The sequence below is a fragment of the Flavobacterium sp. 90 genome, assembly GCF_004339525.1.
Taxonomy (GTDB): Bacteria; Bacteroidota; Bacteroidia; order Flavobacteriales; family Flavobacteriaceae; genus Flavobacterium.
Map to the genome: position 1 here is coordinate 3,504,812 of NZ_SMGE01000001.1, position 21,199 is coordinate 3,526,010.

Annotated in this window: 17 protein-coding genes; 6 read left to right on the forward strand and 11 right to left on the reverse strand. The window is 33.4% G+C overall.

Annotated features, from left to right (window positions below; translation table 11 throughout):
* The first annotated feature begins 37 nt into the window (after window positions 1-37).
* Complete coding sequence (locus tag C8C83_RS14760; protein ID WP_121329205.1) at window positions 38-676, forward strand: peroxiredoxin; 639 nt, start codon at window positions 38-40, stop codon at window positions 674-676.
* An 84-nt stretch (window positions 677-760) separates the two neighbouring features.
* Here the strand turns inward: C8C83_RS14760 and C8C83_RS14765 are convergent, their stop codons facing one another.
* Together C8C83_RS14765 and purB are read right to left on the reverse strand one after the other, a co-directional pair.
* Entirely contained in the window at window positions 761-3,010 is a 2,250-nt protein-coding gene (locus tag C8C83_RS14765; protein WP_121329206.1) for a cation:proton antiporter, read from the reverse strand.
* A 242-nt stretch (window positions 3,011-3,252) separates the two neighbouring features.
* Window positions 3,253-4,599, reverse strand: a complete 1,347-nt coding sequence (gene purB, locus C8C83_RS14770) for an adenylosuccinate lyase (protein ID WP_121329207.1) — start codon at window positions 4,597-4,599, stop codon at window positions 3,253-3,255.
* A gap of 234 nt (window positions 4,600-4,833) precedes the next feature.
* On the opposite strand from purB, the gene C8C83_RS14775 reads away from it, so the two are divergent.
* A complete protein-coding gene (locus tag C8C83_RS14775) occupies window positions 4,834-7,080 on the forward strand; it encodes a tetratricopeptide repeat protein (RefSeq protein ID WP_165877241.1) in 2,247 nt (748 codons plus the stop codon).
* 32 nt (window positions 7,081-7,112) lie between these two features.
* On the opposite strand, the gene C8C83_RS14780 is transcribed toward C8C83_RS14775, so the two are convergent.
* Together C8C83_RS14780 and C8C83_RS14785 are read right to left on the reverse strand one after the other, a co-directional pair.
* On the reverse strand, window positions 7,113-7,805 hold the full coding sequence (locus C8C83_RS14780; protein WP_121329210.1) for a sterol desaturase family protein: 693 nt from the start codon (window positions 7,803-7,805) through the stop codon (window positions 7,113-7,115).
* Window positions 7,802-8,503, reverse strand: coding sequence for an NAD-dependent deacylase (locus C8C83_RS14785; protein ID WP_121329211.1), 702 nt, complete (start codon window positions 8,501-8,503; stop codon window positions 7,802-7,804). The genes C8C83_RS14780 and C8C83_RS14785 overlap by 4 nt, the downstream gene beginning before the upstream one ends.
* Before the next feature lie 677 nt (window positions 8,504-9,180).
* Between C8C83_RS14785 and cysC the strand changes: the two genes are divergently transcribed.
* The 4 genes from cysC to C8C83_RS14805 all read left to right on the forward strand — a co-directional run bounded on the left by cysC (window position 9,181) and on the right by C8C83_RS14805 (window position 12,229).
* Window positions 9,181-9,714, forward strand: a complete 534-nt coding sequence (gene cysC, locus C8C83_RS14790; protein ID WP_121329212.1) for an adenylyl-sulfate kinase — start codon at window positions 9,181-9,183, stop codon at window positions 9,712-9,714.
* 124 nt (window positions 9,715-9,838) lie between these two features.
* Entirely contained in the window at window positions 9,839-10,522 is a 684-nt protein-coding gene (locus C8C83_RS14795) for an aspartyl/asparaginyl beta-hydroxylase domain-containing protein (protein ID WP_121329213.1), read from the forward strand.
* An 11-nt stretch (window positions 10,523-10,533) separates the two neighbouring features.
* On the forward strand, window positions 10,534-11,502 hold the full coding sequence (locus C8C83_RS14800; RefSeq protein WP_121329214.1) for a sulfotransferase family protein: 969 nt from the start codon (window positions 10,534-10,536) through the stop codon (window positions 11,500-11,502).
* Window positions 11,503-11,566: 64 nt separating this feature from the next.
* The gene (locus tag C8C83_RS14805; protein WP_121330059.1) at window positions 11,567-12,229 is read left to right on the forward strand and encodes an RNA methyltransferase; all 663 of its coding nucleotides are present in this window, start codon (window positions 11,567-11,569) and stop codon (window positions 12,227-12,229) included.
* A gap of 103 nt (window positions 12,230-12,332) precedes the next feature.
* On the opposite strand, the gene C8C83_RS14810 is transcribed toward C8C83_RS14805, so the two are convergent.
* The 7 genes from C8C83_RS14810 to C8C83_RS14840 all read right to left on the reverse strand — a co-directional run bounded on the left by C8C83_RS14810 (window position 12,333) and on the right by C8C83_RS14840 (window position 21,037).
* On the reverse strand, window positions 12,333-13,253 hold the full coding sequence (locus C8C83_RS14810; RefSeq protein WP_199735291.1) for a YARHG domain-containing protein: 921 nt from the start codon (window positions 13,251-13,253) through the stop codon (window positions 12,333-12,335).
* Window positions 13,250-13,885: a DUF2306 domain-containing protein gene (locus C8C83_RS14815; protein ID WP_233566083.1), complete on the reverse strand. Its 636-nt coding sequence runs from the start codon at window positions 13,883-13,885 to the stop codon at window positions 13,250-13,252. Before C8C83_RS14815 ends, C8C83_RS14810 begins: the two co-directional genes overlap by 4 nt.
* Before the next feature lie 131 nt (window positions 13,886-14,016).
* Window positions 14,017-15,612 carry a PepSY-associated TM helix domain-containing protein gene (locus C8C83_RS14820; RefSeq protein WP_121330061.1) on the reverse strand — a complete coding sequence of 532 codons (1,596 nt, stop codon included), beginning with the start codon at window positions 15,610-15,612 and terminating at the stop codon, window positions 14,017-14,019.
* A gap of 183 nt (window positions 15,613-15,795) precedes the next feature.
* Window positions 15,796-17,955 (reverse strand): TonB-dependent receptor, encoded by a 2,160-nt coding sequence (locus C8C83_RS14825; RefSeq protein ID WP_121329216.1) that lies wholly within the window; start codon window positions 17,953-17,955, stop codon window positions 15,796-15,798.
* Between the two features lie 72 nt (window positions 17,956-18,027).
* A complete protein-coding gene (locus C8C83_RS14830) occupies window positions 18,028-18,405 on the reverse strand; it encodes a hypothetical protein (RefSeq protein ID WP_233566084.1) in 378 nt (125 codons plus the stop codon).
* A 220-nt stretch (window positions 18,406-18,625) separates the two neighbouring features.
* A complete protein-coding gene (locus C8C83_RS14835) occupies window positions 18,626-19,585 on the reverse strand; it encodes a transporter (protein ID WP_121329218.1) in 960 nt (319 codons plus the stop codon).
* Between the two features lie 411 nt (window positions 19,586-19,996).
* Window positions 19,997-21,037, reverse strand: coding sequence for a cytochrome c peroxidase (locus tag C8C83_RS14840; protein ID WP_121329219.1), 1,041 nt, complete (start codon window positions 21,035-21,037; stop codon window positions 19,997-19,999).
* Window positions 21,038-21,199 lie beyond the last annotated feature (162 nt).

Sequence of the window (21,199 nt, forward strand, 5' to 3'; positions counted from 1 at the left end):
TTTGACTAATTTTAGAGGAACTAAAAAAACGATAATTATGTCAACATTAAGATTAGGAGATATTGCTCCGGATTTTCATGCGGAAACGACCGAAGGACCAATCAATTTTCATGAATGGTTGGGAGATTCCTGGGGAGTTTTATTTTCGCATCCTGCAGATTTTACACCTGTTTGTACAACAGAATTAGGAACGGTTGCCAACTATGTTCCGGAATTTAAAAAAAGAAATACAAAAGTTATAGCGCTAAGTGTAGATGGTTTAGAATCTCACAAAGAGTGGATTAAAGACATTAACGAAACTCAAAATACAACCGTTAATTTCCCAATCATTGCTGACGAAGATAAAAAAATCGCAACTTTATATGATATGCTGCATCCAAATGCAAGCGAGAAGTTTACAGTTCGTTCTGTTTTTGTGATTGGTCCTGATAAAAAAATAAAGCTAACATTGACTTATCCAGCTTCTACGGGAAGAAATTTTGATGAGTTACTTCGTGTGATTGATAGTTTACAATTAACGGCAAACTATAGTGTAGCAACTCCTGCAAACTGGAAAGACGGTGAAGATGTAGTTATTACTCCAGCTGTTCCGGATAGTGATATTCCGGCTAAATTTCCAAAAGGACATACACCTATAAAACCTTATTTGCGTCTAACGCCACAACCTAATAAGTAATTTTTTAAGCTTCTAAGGTACTAAGTTTCTAAGACACTAAGAATTTAACCTCAGTACCTTAGAAACTTAGTACCTTAGAAGCTTTTATATAGGTATATTAATACTTTTCTTCGTTAATTCATTCATTCGTTTTTTATCTCCAACTACCCACACAATGTCATTTTTTTCTAAGATTAAATGCGATTCTGGGTTTAAAATACGATTACCATTTCTTTCGATTCCTACTACAAGACCGCCTGTTTTTGCTCTAAATTGACCAATGCTTTTTTGTATAAAATCTTCAGTAGAAATTTCTAATTGTCGCAAAACAATTTCAGTTTCATCTACATTATTTGCGGCTTCAACTTGTTTCTCTAAATAAGTGGTGAATTGCGTAATTTGCTCATCGGTACCAATAACACAAATTTCGTCACCAGGAAATAAGCGCTCATTTTTAGTCGGAATAGGAATCGTGACTTCACCACGTCGAATAAAAGCAATATTGATTCCCAGATTTTCACGAATGCGTAATTCTTCCAGCGTTTTACCGGCAAGATTTGATTCTTTTCCAATTTCAAAAATCGACATGTGACCATCCCAAGGCATTAAATTGGCATATCTTCTGTCAATTTTTTTGTTCTCACGATCGTTAAGGTTTTTCAAAAAGTGATTTTCAATTTTATGATATTGCTCGTTTAATTTCTTCGGAAACAATTGATACGCTCCAATTGCAATTATCAAAGCAATAAAAGCAATTAAAGGAGAGAAGAAAATGTTCAATAAAAATCCAATGAAAAATAAACCAAGGCTCATTCTGATTAAGATCAACATTAAAAGTGCACCACGATATTTGCGTTCTTCCCATAATTCATCGACTTCATTTACTTTTACGCGTCGTAGCGAAAGTGCCCATAAAAATGGTGCAATTACAACCAATGTAATCAATGCTGCTAATGTATTTCCAAAACGCGTATCAGCAACTAACGGAGCTACAAATTTTGATGACAATAAAATAATTGCCGTAATAATTATGGTATGTAGTATAATTTGAGTTACAGATGCACGAAGTACTACTTGCCATGTACTTACAGATTTAATTGCTTGTGCATTGACACTATAACGGTTGATGTTTTTAACCCATCTTTTAGGTAATTTTCTTTCCAGATATCCCGAAAACGGATCAGAATATTTAATCAAAAACGGAGTTGTAAAAGTTGTAATAGCAGAAACTGCCACAATTATTGGATATAAAAAATCGCTTGTCACTTTAAGCGTCATTCCAAGAGTTGCAATAATAAAAGAGAATTCCCCAATTTGCGCCAAACTCATACCGGTTTGAACAGATTGTTTAAGCGGTTGTCCCGATAATAGAGCTCCAATAGAAGAGCTGAATGCTTTCCCGAAAATGGTTAAAAGCGTAATAAGCGCAACCGGAAGTGCATAAGTAACCAAAGTTTCCGGATTGATTAACATTCCGACCGATACAAAGAAAACCGCACCAAATAAATCTTTTACAGGTTGAATCAAATGTTCGATTTTTTCTGCCTGAGTAGTTTCGGCAATAATTGATCCCATAATAAAAGCTCCCAAAGCAGGAGAGAACCCAACATTTGCAGCAAACATAACCATCATTAAACAAAGTGCTAATGAAATAATAAGTAACATTTCGTCTGTCAAAAGATGTTTTGCTTTCTTAAGAATTGTTGGAATAATGAAGATTCCGCCCAAAAACCATATAATTAAAAAGAAGACTAATTTTAAAACCGATTGTAATAATGCGCCGCCCGAAACCTGATCGCTAACTGCAATAGTAGAAAGCAAAACCAACATTAAAATTGCAACAATATCTTCGACAATTAAAGCACCAAATACAATTCCAACGAACTTTTTTCCTTTAACTCCCAGTTCATCAAACGCCCGAATAATAATAGTTGTTGACGATATCGAAAGCGTGGCGCCAAGAAAAATACTATCCATTTTACTCCAATCCATCCATTGCCCGACACAATAGCCAATAATGACCATAAACATAATTTGCGTTATGGCGGTGACCGAAGATGTTCCGCCAACTTTCATCAGTTTCTTAAAACTAAACTCGAGTCCCAAACTAAACAATAAGAAGATAACCCCAATTTCTGCCCAGACTTCAACACTTTTCATGTCAGTAATTGATGGGAAAAAATCAAAGTGGTTTCCGGCTAAAAATCCGGCAATAAGATATCCTAAAACAAGAGGTTGTTTTAGTTTTTTAAATATTAAAACGGCGATTCCTGCGGTCATCAGGATTAAGCCTAAGTCGCTAATAAGTGGTTGTAAATGGTGTGTAGATTCTGCAGCGGCGTTTAAGGCAATCATAAATTGGGATTTGTTTGTTTAGGAGCTAATCCAGCTTTCCATTTCAAGTTTTTACTCAAAAACACCTATTTTTTAATGCAGTTCCAGGAGCTTCCGTTGGTCGCTCTGTTCCTGCAAAAAAATATGGTTTTTTTCGCAAAAAGCTTTCCATTTTAATCTGGGCTAAAACCCTAACAAGATTTATAAATAAAAAAAGCTATCGATAAAGATAGCTTTTTTTGAGAAAATATTTTGTGATTTCTTTAAATTCCTGTGAAATTAGCAGGCGTTATCGCTAGTAATTCGTTCTTAATAGCATCAGAAACTTCTAAAGTTGCAATAAAATTATGAATTGCTTTTTTGTCGATAGCTTCGTTTGTTCTTGTCAAACCTTTCAAAGCTTCATATGGATTTGGATAAGCCTCACGACGTAAAATAGTCTGAATAGCTTCTGCAACTACAGCCCAGTTTTTCTCTAAATCTTCAGCAAATTTAGCTTCGTTCAATAACAATTTGTTTAAACCTTTTAAAGAAGCTTCAAAAGCAATAATAGTATGTCCCATCGGAACACCAATATTACGTAAAACAGTACTATCAGTTAAATCACGTTGTAATCTTGAAATTGGAAGTTTTGCAGCCAAGTGCTCAAAAATAGCATTTGCAATTCCTAAATTTCCTTCTGAATTTTCAAAATCAATTGGATTTACTTTATGTGGCATTGCAGATGATCCAATTTCACCGGCTTTGATTTTTTGTTTAAAATAATCCATAGAAACATACGTCCAGATATCACGATCTAAATCGATAATGATATTGTTGATTCTTTTTAAACCATCAAAAAAAGCAGCAAAATGATCGTAATGCTCAATTTGAGTTGTTGGAAATGAATGGTGTAAACCTAAATCAGTTTCGACAAATTTAGTTCCAAATTGTTTCCAGTCGATTTGTGGATATGCTACATGATGTGCATTATAATTTCCTGTTGCACCACCAAATTTAGCAGCAAACGGAACATTGAATAACAAACGCATTTGCTCTTCTAGACGTTCTACAAAAACCAAAATTTCTTTTCCTAAACGAGTAGGAGAAGCCGGTTGTCCGTGCGTACGCGCTAACATTGGAATGTCCTTCCATTCAACACTTAATTCTTTCAATTTAGCAATTAAAGCAATTAAAGAAGGCATATAAACCTGCTCAAAAGCTTCTTTTGTAGAAAGCGGAATAGCTGTATTGTTAATATCCTGAGATGTTAACCCGAAGTGAATGAACTCTTTGTATTGAGACAAACCCAATTTCTCAAAAGCATCCTTAATAAAGTATTCAACCGCTTTTACGTCGTGGTTGGTTACTTTTTCAGTTTCTTTAATCCAAAGTGCATCTTGAGTAGAGAAATTTTTATAGATATTTCTTAAGCTCTCAAATAAATCTGAATTTACACCAGAAAGTTGCGGTAATGGAACTTCGCATAAAGCGATGAAATATTCAATTTCAACTAATACGCGATATTTTATTAAAGCTTCTTCTGAAAAGAAAGGTGCTAAATTTTGAGTTTTATTTCTATATCTTCCGTCAATTGGTGATATAGCATTCAATTCGTTTAGAGTAGTCATTGTTATGTTGTTTTTCGAAAGCTGCAAATATAAACAGAATTTGGAGATTATAGGTAATGAATCTATTAATGTGATTATTAAAATAATGATTACTCTGAAAAATCTTTTTTTACAAATCTCTTTTATCTGTAAAGTATTTTAGAAGATATATACTTTGAAAATAATCCTTTAATAATTTGAAAGTTTTTTACTACATTTTTTGTAATATTGCATTTCTTTTGAAAAATGAAAAGTATGCCCAGAAAATCTTCGATTGCTATCATCTTATTATTCCTATTTGTCGCTTGTTTTGTCATGTTTAAAGTCTTTTTTGTAGATAAATGTATTTCCAGAGATGCTAAATATGAACCGGTATATTCAAAAAATACAGGCTACGTTGGCGATGAATCCTGCAAAAAATGCCATAAAACAGAACATCAGGATTGGAGAAAGTCAGATCACTATATGTCGATGCTTCTGCCAAGTGATTCGACAGTTGTTGGAGATTTTAATAATGTAACATTTACTGCTGATGGCGTTACGAGTCGTTTCTTTAAAAAAGGAAATAAATTCTATATCAACACAGAAGATAATGATGGTAAAAATCGGGATTTTGAAGTAAAATATATTTTTGGTTACAAACCACTACAGCAATATCTGGTTCAGTTTCCCGGAGGAAAATTACAAGTTCCCAGATTGAGTTGGGATGTTGATAAAAAGAAATGGTTTAACCAATATGCAGGTCAAAAAATAGCTTCGCACGATTGGCTGCATTGGACAGAGAATTCACAAAACTGGAATACAATGTGTTCTTCGTGTCATTCGACTAATCTTCATAAAAATTATGATTACAAAACCGATACTTATAAAACCAGTTACAGTATTATTAATGTAAGTTGCGAAAGTTGCCACGGTCCGGCTAAACAGCATATTGATTATGTCAGTGGAAGCAGTTATTCTTCGAAAAACAAAGTAGTTGGAAGTTATTTGAAATTGGGTAAAAAAACAGGACAATTAGAACAAATACTTGCTTGTGCTCCTTGCCATGCGCGATCTTCTATAATAAGCGAAGCACAAATAGAAAGTACAGATATCATAGACAATTACATTCCGCAGATTCCAAGTACGGAGTTTTTTTATGCCGATGGCCAGGTTAAAGAAGAGGATTATATTTATACCTCATTTTTGCAAAGTAAAATGTTTAGCAATGGTGTAAAATGTAGTGATTGTCACAATGTTCATAGTACAAAACTAAAGCGTCAAGGAAATCAAACTTGTATAGAATGTCATTCTCCTAAAAAATACGATACTTCAACGCATACTTTTCATGCTTCAGGAAAAGGCACTGAATGTGTAAATTGCCATATGCCCGGAAAATTATATATGGGTAATGATTTGCGTCATGATCATAGTTTTAGAGTTCCAAGACCAGATCTTTCGGCAACATACGGAACACCAAATGCCTGTAGTAATTGTCATGCTGATAAATCAAACAAAGTTTTGGCTGCCACGATAGAAAAATGGTATGGATCAAAGCCTAAATATCATTTCTCTGATGATTTAGTTCCGGGAAGTAAGTTAGACGAAAGTAGCGAAGCGCATCTTAGAAAGTTAATAAATAACAAAACTGCACCCAATATCATAAAAGCAACTGCAGTTTTTTATTTAGGAAGCATTCAGACGCAAACTAGTTTGAATACATTACTAAGATGTATTCAGAGTGAAGATTCTCAGATACGTTATCGGGTTTTGCGAAGTTTGGCAAATTTTCCGTCTTCTAATTGGATTGAAGCTGTTGGACCATTATTGTCAGATAAAGTTCGGGCAGTTCGTATTGCCGCAGCAGATCTTTACATCACAATTCCTCGAGAGCAGATTTCGAGTCAATATTCAGATGCTTTTTCTTCGGCACAAAAAGAGCTTAAAGATTTACTGGAATATCAAACTGATTTTGCAGTTGGAAATGTAATGATGGCAGATTATTATCTGAAATTAAAGGACTATGATAATGCCGAAAAATTTTATTGGCGGGGATTAAAAAAAGACAGTCAGACAAATTATGCCTTACTTAATTTATCAGTTGTTTATAATATGCAGGGAAAAAATGATAAGTCTCTTGAAGTTTTGGAAAAAGCTAAAAAGAATGATCCCAAAAACGACCGAATTTATTATAATTTGGGACTGCTTTATAATGAAATGAATAATAAAGCCGAAGCCGAAAAACAATTTGCAAAAGCAGTTGAACTAAAGTCTAACAATCCAAGAGTTTATTATAATTATGGTTTGATGCTAAATCAAAAAGGAAAATCTAAAGAAGCAGAAAATATTCTAAAAAAAGGAATTGCAATAAGTCCTTCTGCACCAGAATTGTATTATGCGCTCACTTTTGTATATTTAAAAATGGAGAATCAAGGAAAAGTTTTAGAAACCGCTACGAAATTAAAACAACTAGATCCTGATAATCCGGAATACCAAGACTTTTTTAGAAGATTAGGATTGTAGTTTCTGTAAATCATCAAAAATAAGCTAATAGGCTAAATTACTGTTCGGAAGATTTTATCCCAAATAGTAAAATAAAAACCATAATTATGAGATTGATTTTTGTGATGATTAGAATGAAATTTCGTTGTAGAAATCCATTTTGTAATAGAGCTTTTATACCAGAAATCAGGGAAAATATCGGTTTTTAAATGTCCAAATATTCCATATAATAAATTTAAAATCAGGTAAATGATAATACTCAGATAATTAAAATCTAAAATCGTAATTGAAAATAACCATATAATTCCAAAGCCCAAAGTCTCTATTGGATGCAGAACATACAAACTATAAACGCTCGTTTCGACATGCGTATGATGAAGCTTGTGAATGGGATAAAACCACTTTAAGTAATGCGCCAGAAAGTGGAAACAAAACATAAAAAAATCCATTACTACAATCAGCAATAAAGTATCTGTTATTACAGAAAAAATTGGTGGTGAGAAATCGATTTTGATAATGTTATAACGATACAATTCAAAACCCAAAAGCGTTATAAAAGTATTACAGATCAAGGTTGAAATAATCCATTTACGATCAGTTTTGTGCAATCTCGTATTGTCGAATTCGATTATTTTGGCAAGAACAACAGAAAGTAAGATCAGAATTAAATTTTCGATTAAAAACAAAATAAATAATGAAGCTAAATTATAATGCGTCAATTCCTGCAACCAACTTTCGAATATCATGCTGTCTTTTCTATTTCAAATAATCTCTCTCTTAATTCCGCTACACCTTCAGAGGCAACTTTTGAGATAACTTCAACTTTATTCTGAATATTAGGAATTGCGATTGGTTTTGGATCAATATAAAAAACGGGTGTAATACTATAGGTGTATGAAATTAATCCCGCAGCAGGATAAACTTGCAATGAAGTTCCGATAACGGCAAAATAATCGGCGGTTTCAGTAATTTCGATTGCTTCTTCAAGTGCAGGAACATCTTCGCCAAACCAAACAATATGTGGTCGCAATTGATATCCGTTTTCATCCAGATCGCCTGTATATAAATCGTCTTTCCAATCCAAAATCAGATTTCTGTTTTGTATGCTTCGTACTTTTAGTAATTCGCCGTGTAAATGCAAAACTTTTGTACTTCCCGCACGTTCATGCAAATCATCTACATTTTGAGTAATAATATGAACATCAAAATCCTGTTCTAATTCGGCTAAAATTCTGTGACCCAAATTTGGTTCAACTTCTTTAAGCTGCTGGCGTCTTTTGTTATAAAAGTCAAGAACCAATTCCTGATTTTTTCTCCAGCCTTCAGGAGTTGCAACTTCCATAACATCGTGACCTTCCCATAAACCATCACTATCGCGAAAAGTTTTTATTCCGCTTTCAGCGCTAATTCCGGCTCCGGTTAAAACAACCAATTTCTTTTTCATTACTTCTTTAAATTAAAAGATAAAAATAGTGATTTATACGAATTCAAACAGTCAAAGTTTATAGTTTATGCCGCTAGGCACTAAATATTGGTAGAAAACAATAATTGAAATAGATTTAGCGTGCCGTAGGTACTCAATTGCAATCGTTTTGTTGCGTACCTACGGCACGCCAACCCACATCGTGCCAAATAGCTACCAATATTTTGTACCTAAAGGCACATTTCAATTGTCGTTTTATTTTTTAGATGCCAATAGTGAACTATGAAAAGAAACGATTGAAAGTTTACGGTTTGTGCCGTTTGGCACTAAATATTGGTAGAATATATGAATTGAAATAAATTTAGCGTGCCGTAGGTACGCAATCAATGTCATTAAGTTAAGGGGAAATCTGCAAAATTAATTAACAGTTTAATCAAGAAAGTAATTAGGAAAATCCGTTTTTATCAGCGTTTTCGCTTTAGCGAATCAGTAAAATCAGCGTCTAATTTTGACGCGGATAAAACAGATTTACTTCGTAAAAACGCAGATAAAAACGGATTTTATTTTCTAAAAACTACATTTAATGACACAATTCTTTTTGCTATTTTTGGATGAACAATAAAAGCGTATTTATACTTATTGTTTCGGTATGTCAAATTATCTAGTTTTAATGCGGAATAAAACAAAAGTGATTTTCGATGATTTTAATACAATTTACAGGCTTATCAGGTTCAGGAAAAACGACATTAGCAGAGAATGTTAGGCAACTTTTAATTGAGAAAAGCTATAAAGTCGAAATAATCGATGGCGATGTCTACAGAAAAACAATTTGCAAAGATTTAGGATTTTCTAAAGAAGACAGATGCGAAAATGTCAGACGACTTTTTAATGTGGGGCAAAATTTTATCAGCGAAGACACAATCGTTTTAATGTCGGTTATAAATCCTTACGAAAGTCTGAGAAATGAATTGCGAACACATGAATTTGTGAGAACCGTATTTCTGGATTGTTCCATAGATAATTTGATTGAAAGAGATCCAAAAGGATTATACAAAAAAGCCTTGTTGCCGGATAATGACGTTAATAAAATAAATAATTTTACAGGAATAAGCGATACTTTTGAAGTTCCTGCAAAAGCTGATTTGGTATTAAAAACAGATGTTGAAACAGTACCTTTTTCAACTCAAAAGCTGTATAATTTCATTTTAAATAGCCTTCCTGATTTAGCTTAATTTTTAGAAATTAAAACTTCACACAGAATTTTTTTTGCCTATTTCTTTGATGATAAATCTTTTGTAAATTTTATATATTTACAAGTCATTTGGAATAGCGTCTAATTTAATCGTTTAAAAGTATATGAATCCTTCTTCCAGTAAACTTCCGATTTCTTTTTCAATAGATAAATTACAAAGTGAACTTGCGATATGCGAAAATGATCTTTGGACTCCGCATTTTAATACAGGGCGATATGAAGGAAATTGGACAAGCGTTTCTTTAAGATCGCAATCTGGTTTGATAAACGATATTACATCTTTTGCCAATAAAGGATATATAAATACGGAATTACTGGATCGCTGCCCTTATTTTAAAGAAATCATGGATTGGTTTCAATGCGAAAAAGAAGCCGTACGTTTATTGAGATTAGGACCTGGAAGCGAAATAAAAGAACATGTTGATAATGACACATCTTATGAAGATGGTTTTTTTAGAATTCATATTCCCATTATAACAAATTCTGAAGTTTATTTTTATGTCGATAAACAATTGGTTCCAATGAAAATGGGCGAGTGTTGGTATGCTAATTTTCAACTTCGGCATAGCGTAGAAAATAAAAGTTCAGAGCCACGAATTCATCTTACTCTGGATTGTATTCGAAATGATTGGTCTGATAAATTGTTTGCTGAAATGGGTTTTGATCTCAATTTTTCATCAGAAAAGAATCAGTATTCAGAAGAAATGAAGCAAAAGATTATCGCTGAACTTTCTTTAAATCCAACAGAAGCCGGAGCAAAAATTATCGCAAATTTATTAGCAGAATAAAATATATAAAAATGGAAAATATTGATCATCCTCTTTCAAATTGGATTCCTTATAAGTTGGTAGAAAAAGATAATGATGTTTATTTTGAATGGATTTATCTGGGAGATTTAAAATATGCAGATCCTTTTTTTGATGAAACAATTTCAAAATGCAGAAGTCATAATTATAATTCAAAGCGATTTAAAGTTGTTAGTTCTGTAGATAATCTCATTGATTGGTCAAACGAGTTAGTTTCGATAGAATTAAAATCATTAGTTTTTCATGTTTCGCGATGTGGCTCTACAATGTTGAGTCAGTCATTGGCTTCTTCTTCTGATAATATCACGATTTCTGAAGCTCCGCTTATTGATCAAATTTTAAGAAGTGATAATTTTGGTTTAGATAAAAAGACAACACTTTTAAAAGCTGTAATTTTATTGTTGGGACAAAAAAGGTTCCCGGAACAAAAGAATTTAATCATAAAGTTGGATGCCTGGCATATCTTCAATGCCGATTATTTGAGATCGATTTTTCCTGACATACCTTTTGCTTTGCTTTACAGAAAACCGGTTGAAGTTTTAAAATCACATCAAAAAATGATAGGAATGCATATGGTTCCAAATTTGTTGCCCCCAAGTGTTTTTGGAATTACTTCTAAGGAAATTAATGAAATTAGTTTTCAGCAATATAGTGCTCTTGTTTTAGAGAAATATCTTCAGGGTTTTGTAAATTTTTATCAAAGAGATCAAAATGTTACTTTACTTAATTATAATGAAGGAATGAGAAATGTCATAGAGAATTTTGTATCCTTTATCAATGTAGATTATTCTCCCGAAGAACTAGAGAAAATGTACGAACGTTTAAAGAAGCATTCAAAAAATGAAAGCCTTGTTTTTGAAGGTGATTCCTTTAAAGAAGAAGAATTGCAAATTGATTTTACAGCGGTTAATGAGCAGTACGAAAAATTAGGAAATACTCTTATTGAAAATTTAGAAGCCTGAAAATAAATCCAATTTTTTCTTTCTGCTTTATTTATAATGTATTTTTGTGCCAAATAAAATTGAAATGATTGATTTAGATTACCTCGCTTTTCTTGAGAATATATTAACTGATAACCGTAAAGAAAAATTTCTAAAAGTACTTGGAAACCGTACAAAGCATTTTACAATTGTTGTAGAAGATGTTTTTCAGATGCACAATACAAGTGCAGTTATGCGAAGCTGTGAAGTTTTTGGAATTCAGGAATTAAATGTTATCGAACAGCGTTACGGAAAAAAAATAGATAAAGAAATTGCAATGGGTGCCCAAAAATGGGTTGATATCCATCAATACGATTCAGTAAGCAATTGTATTTCGACTTTAAAGAATCAAGGTTATCAAATTATTGCGACTACACCACACGAAAATGATTGTTTGCTGGAAGATTTTGATATTACAAAACCAAGTGCTTTATTCTTCGGAACAGAAAGAGACGGATTATCAGAAGAAATTCTGGAAAAAGCAGATGGATTTCTTAAAATTCCGATGGTTGGTTTTACAGAGAGTTTGAATATCTCTGTTTCTGCCGCCATTATAATTCAAAATCTAACAAACAGATTACGTAATTCAGATATCAATTGGCAATTGTCAGAAGATGAAATTCTGGAGAAACGTTTGGCTTGGGCCAAAAATTCGATTAAAGATATTAAAAGAATTGAAGCTAGATATTTCGAAGAAAATCCGAGATAAAAGTTTGCCACGAATTCCACAAATTTTCACTAATTTTTTCTGTTCATACTTTGTAAAGTAAATTAATTCGTGAAAATTTGTGGAATTTATGGCCAAAAAAAAATTATCTTCCGAAAGAGTCGTAATTATCTTCGGCGTATTTTTCAAAACGTTTCAATAAAACGATGTTTTCTTTTTCAACCTCAGTTAATTGATTGTCTACATTAGTTGCGATAGGAACATACCATTCAACATCATCAAAAAACTGACGAACGGTTTTGGTTTTAAAAGTAAGTCCATGTCTGGCGAAAATGGTGTTTCTAAGAATTTCCAAATCTATTTTCTTTAAGTTTTTAACATCAGATTCTTTCAATTTTTGTGTTGATGAATTGATCTTAAAAATTTCTTCAGAAGCGGTTCTATAGACAGTTTCCATATACGGTTCTATTTTTTTATGAGATGTTGAATCTTCTCCCTCTTCTATATCTTCTTCGTATTCAGCATCTGTAACTAGTTCTTGTTTTGGGTTTTCATAATCAACATATGCATCTAAATCCGGAAGCATTACACTTGGATCGTATTTGAATTCTTTTTTTGTAAGTTCAAATTTTCTTTTAGTAACTTCTTTTTTAGCATTAAAAGCAGTCCAGGTTCCCGCTAAAAGTGTGTCATTTCTTATTTCAAAATCAAAAACACCATCATTTTTATCATCACCGGGTTCTTTAAGAGTAAAATAAAATGTATTTCCCGTTCTTCTCATAAAGCCTTTAAGAGGTCTGCTGTTTCCTGCAACAATACTTTGTCCGGTAACTTCTGTAGCGGTTATTTTCTTTATGACAATATTGATTTTGTTACTGTATTTTTCTTTTACTTCTCTGGTTGTATCGCGTTCCAAAACAATAAAATCACCAACCCAGGAACCGTACAAATCGGTTCTGATTTCTTCAGGCATTGCATTATCAGCATTGTTTTTTGCGAGGTTCTTTTCTTTAGAATTACAGGAAAAAAGGAATATTGATAACAGTAAACAAAAAAGTTTTTTCATTTTTTTAATTGGTTATAAAGATAATATTCAACGATTAATAAATTAGGAATCCAGCCCAGCCAAGCAATTATCTGATAGACATCCATAGGCGCGGGATGAAACAAATATACTAGAATAACTTTCCAGAAACGTAACGTAATAGCAGAAAAGGTCAGGGCAAAACTTCGGAACATAAATGCTTTATGTTTTATGATATTTTTATTTTTAATAGCTGTAAAACCTTTAAGAGTAAAGTAAAACCATAAAATCGATAAGGACACAAAAGAGATTTTGGAGTAAAATCCGCCATTTGCAAATATGCCAATAAATAAACCTGAAGGTGCGCTTAAAAAGAGCACGACAAAAACATAAAATTTCCCGATATTTCGATGTGTCGTAGGATATTTTTTTAAAAGCGCAGAACTAAATTGAGAAAATCCCGCCAGCAAAACAAAAATAGCCGAATAAACATGTACATAAAATATGGGATAGTAAAACGGAATTTGGCTAATCTCCGTTTGTTTTATTTGTAGAAAAGCAACATTAGAATTTAAAGGAATATATTGTAGCGTTATCTTAATCATTAAAATGAAAAAATAACTAAAACAAACCAACCATGCAATTGATAATAAACGACTGGGATTTTTTTTCAATTTATTTTGCAGATTTTGTTTCAAACAAATGTAAAGAAAATCTCTAATAAGTTTCTAAGAAACTAAGTTACTAAGTCGCTAAGAAAAAAAACTTAGAACCTCAGTAACTTAGAACCTCAGAAGCTTAAAAATTACTTTTTCAAAAACAAAATAAAACCAAGAATACTAACAATCAAAATGGTCAAAGCTGCCAAAACCATTGTTAGATCGCGAATGTTTTTTCCTGCCCAATCCATAAATAAGAATTTGTGAAGAATTGCAAAAGAATATCCTTCGACCATATCTGAGCTTTTTACTACAGCTGCTAATCTTGAAGTTGCAGTTTCTATGAAATAAGTAGTTTTTTCTGGTGTGTCATATTTCAGTTTTACAACGGGCAATCTTTTGTTTACAAAACCATATTCTCTGCTTTCGAAATCAGTTAGAACTTTAGATTCTAATAATTTTGCATTTTCTAAAGAAACCGGAGGTTCATCTGAGCTTTGATCCATTTCGCAACAAGCTGCTTTTGGTGCGCCATCTGTAAAATAATACGCTAGAAACTCAGCATATTCAAGATCAATATTCGGAACAATTTTATTGGTTGTAGCATTGATATAAATTACTTCAGATTTTTGATCTTCTTTTTTATTCCATTTTGAATTTGAATCAGATTTAGATGTTTTGAATTTTTGTTTTTCAAGCAATTGACAACGGAAATAAGTCGTGTCGTTTAAAGTGATTATACTTATATTTTGAAAACGATTCCAATCTAAATTCAAAGCGTTATTTGCCAGCGGAATTTCATTTGTTTTGAAAGTTGGCTCGTAAACCATTTGCGATAAAGTATATGGATTCCATTTTGTTGTAGCATGATAAGCGCCGCTAAAAGCAAATGTCAAAGTAAAAAGTGAGATCCAGATTCCAATTTGGCGGTGGTATTTTCGAAGTCCTTTTTTAGGCGCTAAACTATCCGTTTTTTTGAATTGTTTCCAAAGTAAACCATAAATTAAGATTCCACTCAAGGCAGAAAATCCAATTATTGACAATAAGAAAATCATTGTAATAATTCGGATACTGTTGTTTGAAATTGCATCGATAAATGACCAATTATGAAACGTGTCAAAGAACCAAATAAAAGCTTGCCTTGAAGTTGGATTATAAGTCGCCAGTTTGCTTGAAGACGTTTCTACATAAACTTGCATGGCATCAGGACGATCAAAACTGAGTTTGTAAACGGGTAAATAACGATTTACATATTTGTATTGCGAAGTGAATTCTGTGACGATTTCACTCGTTTTTATGGGGCTTTTTTGATCTTCTAAGAAATATCGCGAAAGCCATTCAGCATATTTTTGATCTCCGTTTTCCAGTTTCTGGGAGTTTGAAGTGTCAAAATACCACAATTCACCAAGTATAGTTTTTAGCTGATAATAAGTTTTATTGTTGAAGGAAACAATTCTGAAATTTTTGAATTGCGTTAGTTCGTTTTTTTGCAACACTTCCTGAATCGAAAAATGCAGTTGATTCTTATCGATAATTTGTTGTTCCAGTTTATCATGGGCAATTTCGGGTTTAAAAAAATGCGCCATAAACGGATGCATCAAACCTGATAATGTCCAGAAAATTACTGGAATAATGGTAATTAAACCAATAACACGATGCCATTTGTACATGTGTTGTTTGATTTTTTTGACAAACTTAGAATCCTTCTTTTTAGACTTTTTCTCTTTTATTTCTTTGCTCATTGTTAGGTTTTTTAGCCCCGATGGAGGCGGTATCCTTTTTATGGCTTTTTCTGCCATAAAAAGATAAAGCCGAGAGCGGGATTAGCTTCTAATAATTATTATTTTATTGCCACTGATTAAAGGATTAAAAAAAGATTATTTTAGAAAATCATTCTAATCATTTTAATCTGTGGCAAAAAAACTCTATTTTTTTAATGAAAAATTGTACTGAATTCCAAAGACAAAAGTTCTTGGAGCTGCTGCTGTATAAGTTGGTTGAGCATTTGTGGTATTGGCTCTCGAAACATTATAAGCGTATAATTTATCAGTTAGGTTTAGTACGTTTCCGTAGATTTCAATTTTTTTCCATTGATAACCAACTCTGGCGTTGAATATGTTGTAACCGCTATATTTTACAGTATTAATTTGATCTTGGTAATAGCTTCCTACAAGTTGCCATTCGACAGAAGTTCTAAGATTTGGAAGCCAATTTGGATAATAACTTACCTCAGAATTCCCAGACCATTTTGGTGCTGCCGGCATTTCTTTTCCGTTCAAATCCTGAATTGGATCCGATGGTTTGTCTGAAAGTTTAAAATCAATATAAGTATGTTGCGCGTAAGTTCCGCCAAAGCGAATGTTGAATTGTTTCGATGGACGATACGAAGCGCCAAACTCAATTCCTTTATGACGCGTTTCTCCAGCCGAACGATAATCTGTTGAGTTATCTGGAAGTTTGATGTTCAAAAGCTCATTTTTTCCTTCCATATAATAGAAAGCATAATCAAAATTTAGCTTGTTTTGAAGGAAAGAAAACCATCCGCCAACTTCATAATTGTTGAAAGTTGCTGGTTCCAGATTGTAATAAAAATCAGCAGGAACGCCAGTTGTTCCGCCAGTTCCGGGTTTTGTTCTAAAAATTGAGGTAATTCCCGGAGGTGCAAAGCCTTGTGAATAATTGCCATAAAAACCGGCAAACTCAAACGGATTATAATTTGCTCCGGCTTTAAAAGTCATTTTGTCATAAACTTTGCTTCCGGTAGAATTGTCCAGCGCATTGTCATAATTGACTTTCATGTTGTCGTAACGTCCGCCAATTGTGATTACTAATTTCTCTATTGGATTAAAACTCAATTGCGCATAACCCGCAGTGTTGAAAATATCAGCAGTATAATCGGCTAATTTTGAATCAGGATGTTCGGCAATAATTTCATAAGAATCTACCGTTTGTTTTCCTGGAGTTCCCGGATTTAGATTTGCTTTCAAGTCAATAACATACGACCAATACGTTACGGGAGAATAATCGTATAATGCTCCGGCAACGAGTTTGGCATTTAAGAAATCGAATTTTTGAGTATGTTGTCCGATAGCGCCATAACTTTTGAAATTATTCGAATTTACTTCGCCTTTTGCTGTTGTAGGATTTACAGTTGGGCTCCATTTAATTCCGTACGAAGGATTTTGACCTAGTTTATTGTCGCGTAAATAAGCTGTGATGTAACTGCTTGAATTGCTGTTCCAGTCGTGTTCTAGTGTCAATCTTGTTCGTAAAGCATCAGATTTTCTATAGGTAAAATTCGAAGTGCTTTTGTAGGTTCTGTTATTAAAAGCATCTTCGTTTACAGTTCCGCTCATGTCCGAATAATATTTTCCGTACATAGTATTACTGATCAATCGGGTAGAAGGAGAGATGTTATAATCGATTCTCGCATTCAGATTGTCTTTGTTATAATCAGAATAAGTCATCCAGCCATTTTCCTGCAAACTCGAAATTCCTGCAATATGAAAACCAACTTTCCCAATTGTTGCGCCACCTGCAGCCTGAAATCTTCTATAACCATAATTATCTGCCTGAACGCCAAATTTAAATTCCGGATCTACAGGCGGTTTTAGCGAAATTAAATTAATAGTTCCGCCAACGGCTTCTGGTCCGTACAAAGACGAAACGGGACCTTTTACAACCTCAATACTTTGCAAATTGTACTGATTAATTTCCAGTAAAGCGTTGTGATTGAAGATTCCCATTGGGCGTATTGGCAAACCATCTTCAAGATATAGATAATAAGCATTTGTTGTCATTGGCTGACGAATCGACATCATATGTTGCTCATTTCCTAAATTAACCATTAAAACCCCGGGCGTTTTATTTATGATTTCGTAAACCGCTGTAGCTTTAGTTTCGTTGATTGTTTTTGCAGTTATTTTGCTAATTGCAACAGGCGTTTCTTTGCGTAAAGTCGCAGTACGATTTGCCGTGACAAAAATGTTTTCGAGTTCCTGAGATTTTGTGGTGTCTTTTTCGACTTTGTTTTGTGCGAAGACAATTTGCCCTACAATTAATAGGGTAAAGTATATTTTTTTCATTTTGAATTATATAAATTTTAAAAGTAACGGGCGTTTTTCATGACTTTTAAACAAGAAAAACGATAACTGAATTTATATAAAACAGGATGGAGGATGAAAAGTTAGATTCGAAACCGAAATTGGTTTTTTAGTGCAATAAGTAAAACGTTTCGTTTCTGATTCAACTGGAGCTATAAATGTGCAATCAGGAGTAATTGTGTTTTGAATGTAAACAATTTCGGCTTTTTCTTTAAGATTGTCCTGCATTTTTTTTTCGTTGTCCGAGTATTTCTTGAGGCTTTTTTGAAGCTCACAACGACCGTTACAAGAATTAAAAATCATCTTTCGCTGAACACAGATCGTCTTAGAAATTTCTTCCTGATTTAATTTGAAAGAGGTATAAACAAGGAAACTGCCAAATGATGGCAGTAAAAGCATAGTGGAAAGAAATAAGATTATAATTTTTTTCAAAGCTTGTTTTTCGTTGTTTTTAGTTTTAATTCAAATCAAAAGTTGGAATGTACCTTTAGGTACAAAATATTGGTGTCTATATGATTTGAAATTAGTTGGCGTGCCGTAGGTACGCAATGATTATCGTTTTGTTGCTTACCTACGGCACGCTAAATTTATTTTAATTGATGTTTTCTACCAATATTTAGTGCCTAACGGCACAAATTGAAAACTTTTATAATTATAAAGTATAATTCAAATTTACGCTCCATCTGTAATTAGCTTCCATTTTGCCATTTGATAAATTTTGATTAATCGGAAGCATTGCATTAACACCAATCGAAAATTTATCTTTTCCCGCTTCAAAACCAAATTTCCCAAAGAGAATATCTCCTGCCGTATTTGGCAAATCTAAACCGTGTTGTTTGTTCGTTTGGTAAACTTCGCCAGCCAATCCGGCTTGTGGCACAATTTGTATTGATTTCAAATCGAATAAATAAAACATCGTTGCAGCATAATTAAACTGATCTCCGTATTGATATTCTTTTTTGTTTTCGGTCTTAAAAACATAATTTAGCGTTGTGTTTAAACCCAGATTTTTTCGGTTAATCACATATTCTGAAACAACCGAATAATCCCAACTTCCGGTTCCCAACTGAAAACTTTGGTTTACACTTCCCAGATTATTTGCCTCAGTAAATTTACCTGTTGGAATTTTTATTCCTGCGCCAATATTTATTTTATGTGTAAAAACGGCGCTGTCTTTTTTCGTTTCAAAAATTTTGTACAATCCCATTACCGTAATATCACCCAAACCAGAAATACTTTCGGTTCCGGCAGTTAATTCTCTTTCATGAAAATGATACGGAATCAAAGCTGAAATCTGAATTTTCTCCGTAACCGGAATTCTCGTCCAAACCTGAACTGTATTGAAGTTTTCGTCAATCCAAGGTGAATTATCAAAGATTCCGTCACGACTTGTATAGCTTTGTTTGAAATAGCGCACGCCCACAAAATTATTATTCAGCATTGAGCTAAAACCCATACTTCCACCACTTGCCGAACAGCCACAAGCATCACAATCAAAGTCCTCCATCATTGCCAAACGCTGAAAAGTAAAAGATGAAATACTGTCTTTTACTGTAAAACTAAAGGCAGAAAGACCAATAAACAATGTGCAGATAACTATTATTTTTTTCATTTTAATTATTTTTTTTAGAAGCTGATCCCGCTTTCGGCTATATCTTTTTTAAGGCGAAGAAAAATCGCCTCAAAAAAGGATACCGCCTCTATCGGGGCTAGGACTCCAGTTTTCATTATAACTTTATTTTTTGCCACTTGTGATAACACAATCTTGTCATTTCGACGGAGGAGAAATCACACGAGAAACTCCGTAAAGAAAAGCGCCAATCTTTGTCGACTAACGAGTGTGATTTGCTTCGCCTGTTCGCTATCGCTCGAGTCTAGAGTCTCGTTTCTCGAAATGACAAACTCTGGCGATATTTTTTGCCACAGATTACACAGATTAAAAAGATTTTTTTAAACACGATTTCCAATTGATTTTAAATCTGCATTAATCCGTACAATCCGTAAAACCCGTGGGCTAATTTTCTTAAAACTCCGAGAAACGCTTATCAGTCAAATATTGATTATCCGTCAATGTTTTTAAGAAAGCTATGATTTGCTTTTTATCCGTTTCCGAAAGTGCAATTCCTAATTTCCCATTTTTATTCAAAAGCGGATCTAAAGTTGCCGAAGCTGTAACACCACTTTCATAATGATCTAGAACGCCTTCCAAAGTTCCAAATCTTCCGTCGTGCATATAAGGTCCTGAAACTTCGACATTGCGCAAACTAGGTACTTTAAATTTGTAATAATCGGAAGCAAGTTCAGTTACTTTATAGCGACCAACATCGTTTACCATTGGATTTACAGGAAGACCATTATTTCGAAATGAATTATCCGTTTGTAAATCTGTAGCGTGACAAGAAGCACATTTTGATTTGAATAAATCATATCCTGCCAATTCATTAGATGTGAATGTTCCGCCGGCTTCATTTCTTCTGTATTTGTCAAATTTTGAATTAGACGAAACGATCATAACCATAAACTGCGAAAGCGCTTTCAGCATGTTTTCGGTTGTAATTGCTCCATCATCAAAAGCTTGTCCAAATAGTTTTTGATATTCTTTATCCGCTTTCATCATTTTTAGAATAGCGCTCAAATTGCCATTCATTTCAATAATACTCGTAAGCGGAATAATTGGCTGTAAATCCAAATGGTCTGCCGCTCCGTCATACATGAAAATACTTTGATACGCCAAATTTTGAATTGGTGGTGTATTTCGTGTGCCTTGAGCATTATCGACACCATGACTTACTGTGTGCCCGTGATGTGTAAAAGCATTCGCTTGTATGTGACAGAAACCGCAAGAAACTACTCCGTCAGACGCTAAACGTCCGTCGTAGAATAGTTTTTTTCCTAGTTCAAATCCTTTTTCTGTTGGTGGATTCAGCGTAATGTTATACGCTAAAGCAGGGAAATTTGTTGGAACTTTAAATTCTAATGGAACATTTACATATTCCTCGTCCTGATTTGAGCAACTCCACAACAAAGGAAGGATCAATAGTAGAAAATATTTTATTTTCAGCATGATTTTTTTAATTTAAAAAAGCAAAACAGTATGTTTTAGCCACGAATTGCACAAATTTGCACAAATTAAAATGTGATTGAAATTTCTTTGTAGTGATTGCTTTTTGGTTCTTAGAAGTACAAAAGTTGTCGTGTAGCCCCGATGGAAGTGGTATCCTTTTGT

What these genes read in the sequence shown, in the direction of transcription:
- C8C83_RS14775 (WP_165877241.1), top strand. Translation starts at nt 4,834, where the DNA reads ATGCCCAGAAAATCTTCGATTGCTATCATCTTATTATTCCTATTTGTC.
- C8C83_RS14800 (WP_121329214.1), top strand. Translation starts at nt 10,534, where the DNA reads ATGGAAAATATTGATCATCCTCTTTCAAATTGGATTCCTTATAAGTTG.
- C8C83_RS14780 (WP_121329210.1), bottom strand. Translation starts at nt 7,805, where the DNA reads ATGATATTCGAAAGTTGGTTGCAGGAATTGACGCATTATAATTTAGCT.
- C8C83_RS14760 (WP_121329205.1), top strand. Translation starts at nt 38, where the DNA reads ATGTCAACATTAAGATTAGGAGATATTGCTCCGGATTTTCATGCGGAA.
- purB (WP_121329207.1), bottom strand. Translation starts at nt 4,599, where the DNA reads ATGACTACTCTAAACGAATTGAATGCTATATCACCAATTGACGGAAGA.
- C8C83_RS14820 (WP_121330061.1), bottom strand. Translation starts at nt 15,612, where the DNA reads ATGAGCAAAGAAATAAAAGAGAAAAAGTCTAAAAAGAAGGATTCTAAG.
- C8C83_RS14795 (WP_121329213.1), top strand. Translation starts at nt 9,839, where the DNA reads ATGAATCCTTCTTCCAGTAAACTTCCGATTTCTTTTTCAATAGATAAA.
- C8C83_RS14805 (WP_121330059.1), top strand. Translation starts at nt 11,567, where the DNA reads ATGATTGATTTAGATTACCTCGCTTTTCTTGAGAATATATTAACTGAT.
- C8C83_RS14825 (WP_121329216.1), bottom strand. Translation starts at nt 17,955, where the DNA reads ATGAAAAAAATATACTTTACCCTATTAATTGTAGGGCAAATTGTCTTC.
- cysC (WP_121329212.1), top strand. Translation starts at nt 9,181, where the DNA reads ATGATTTTAATACAATTTACAGGCTTATCAGGTTCAGGAAAAACGACA.
- C8C83_RS14835 (WP_121329218.1), bottom strand. Translation starts at nt 19,585, where the DNA reads ATGAAAAAAATAATAGTTATCTGCACATTGTTTATTGGTCTTTCTGCC.
- C8C83_RS14840 (WP_121329219.1), bottom strand. Translation starts at nt 21,037, where the DNA reads ATGCTGAAAATAAAATATTTTCTACTATTGATCCTTCCTTTGTTGTGG.
- C8C83_RS14810 (WP_199735291.1), bottom strand. Translation starts at nt 13,253, where the DNA reads ATGAAAAAACTTTTTTGTTTACTGTTATCAATATTCCTTTTTTCCTGT.
- C8C83_RS14765 (WP_121329206.1), bottom strand. Translation starts at nt 3,010, where the DNA reads ATGATTGCCTTAAACGCCGCTGCAGAATCTACACACCATTTACAACCA.
- C8C83_RS14785 (WP_121329211.1), bottom strand. Translation starts at nt 8,503, where the DNA reads ATGAAAAAGAAATTGGTTGTTTTAACCGGAGCCGGAATTAGCGCTGAA.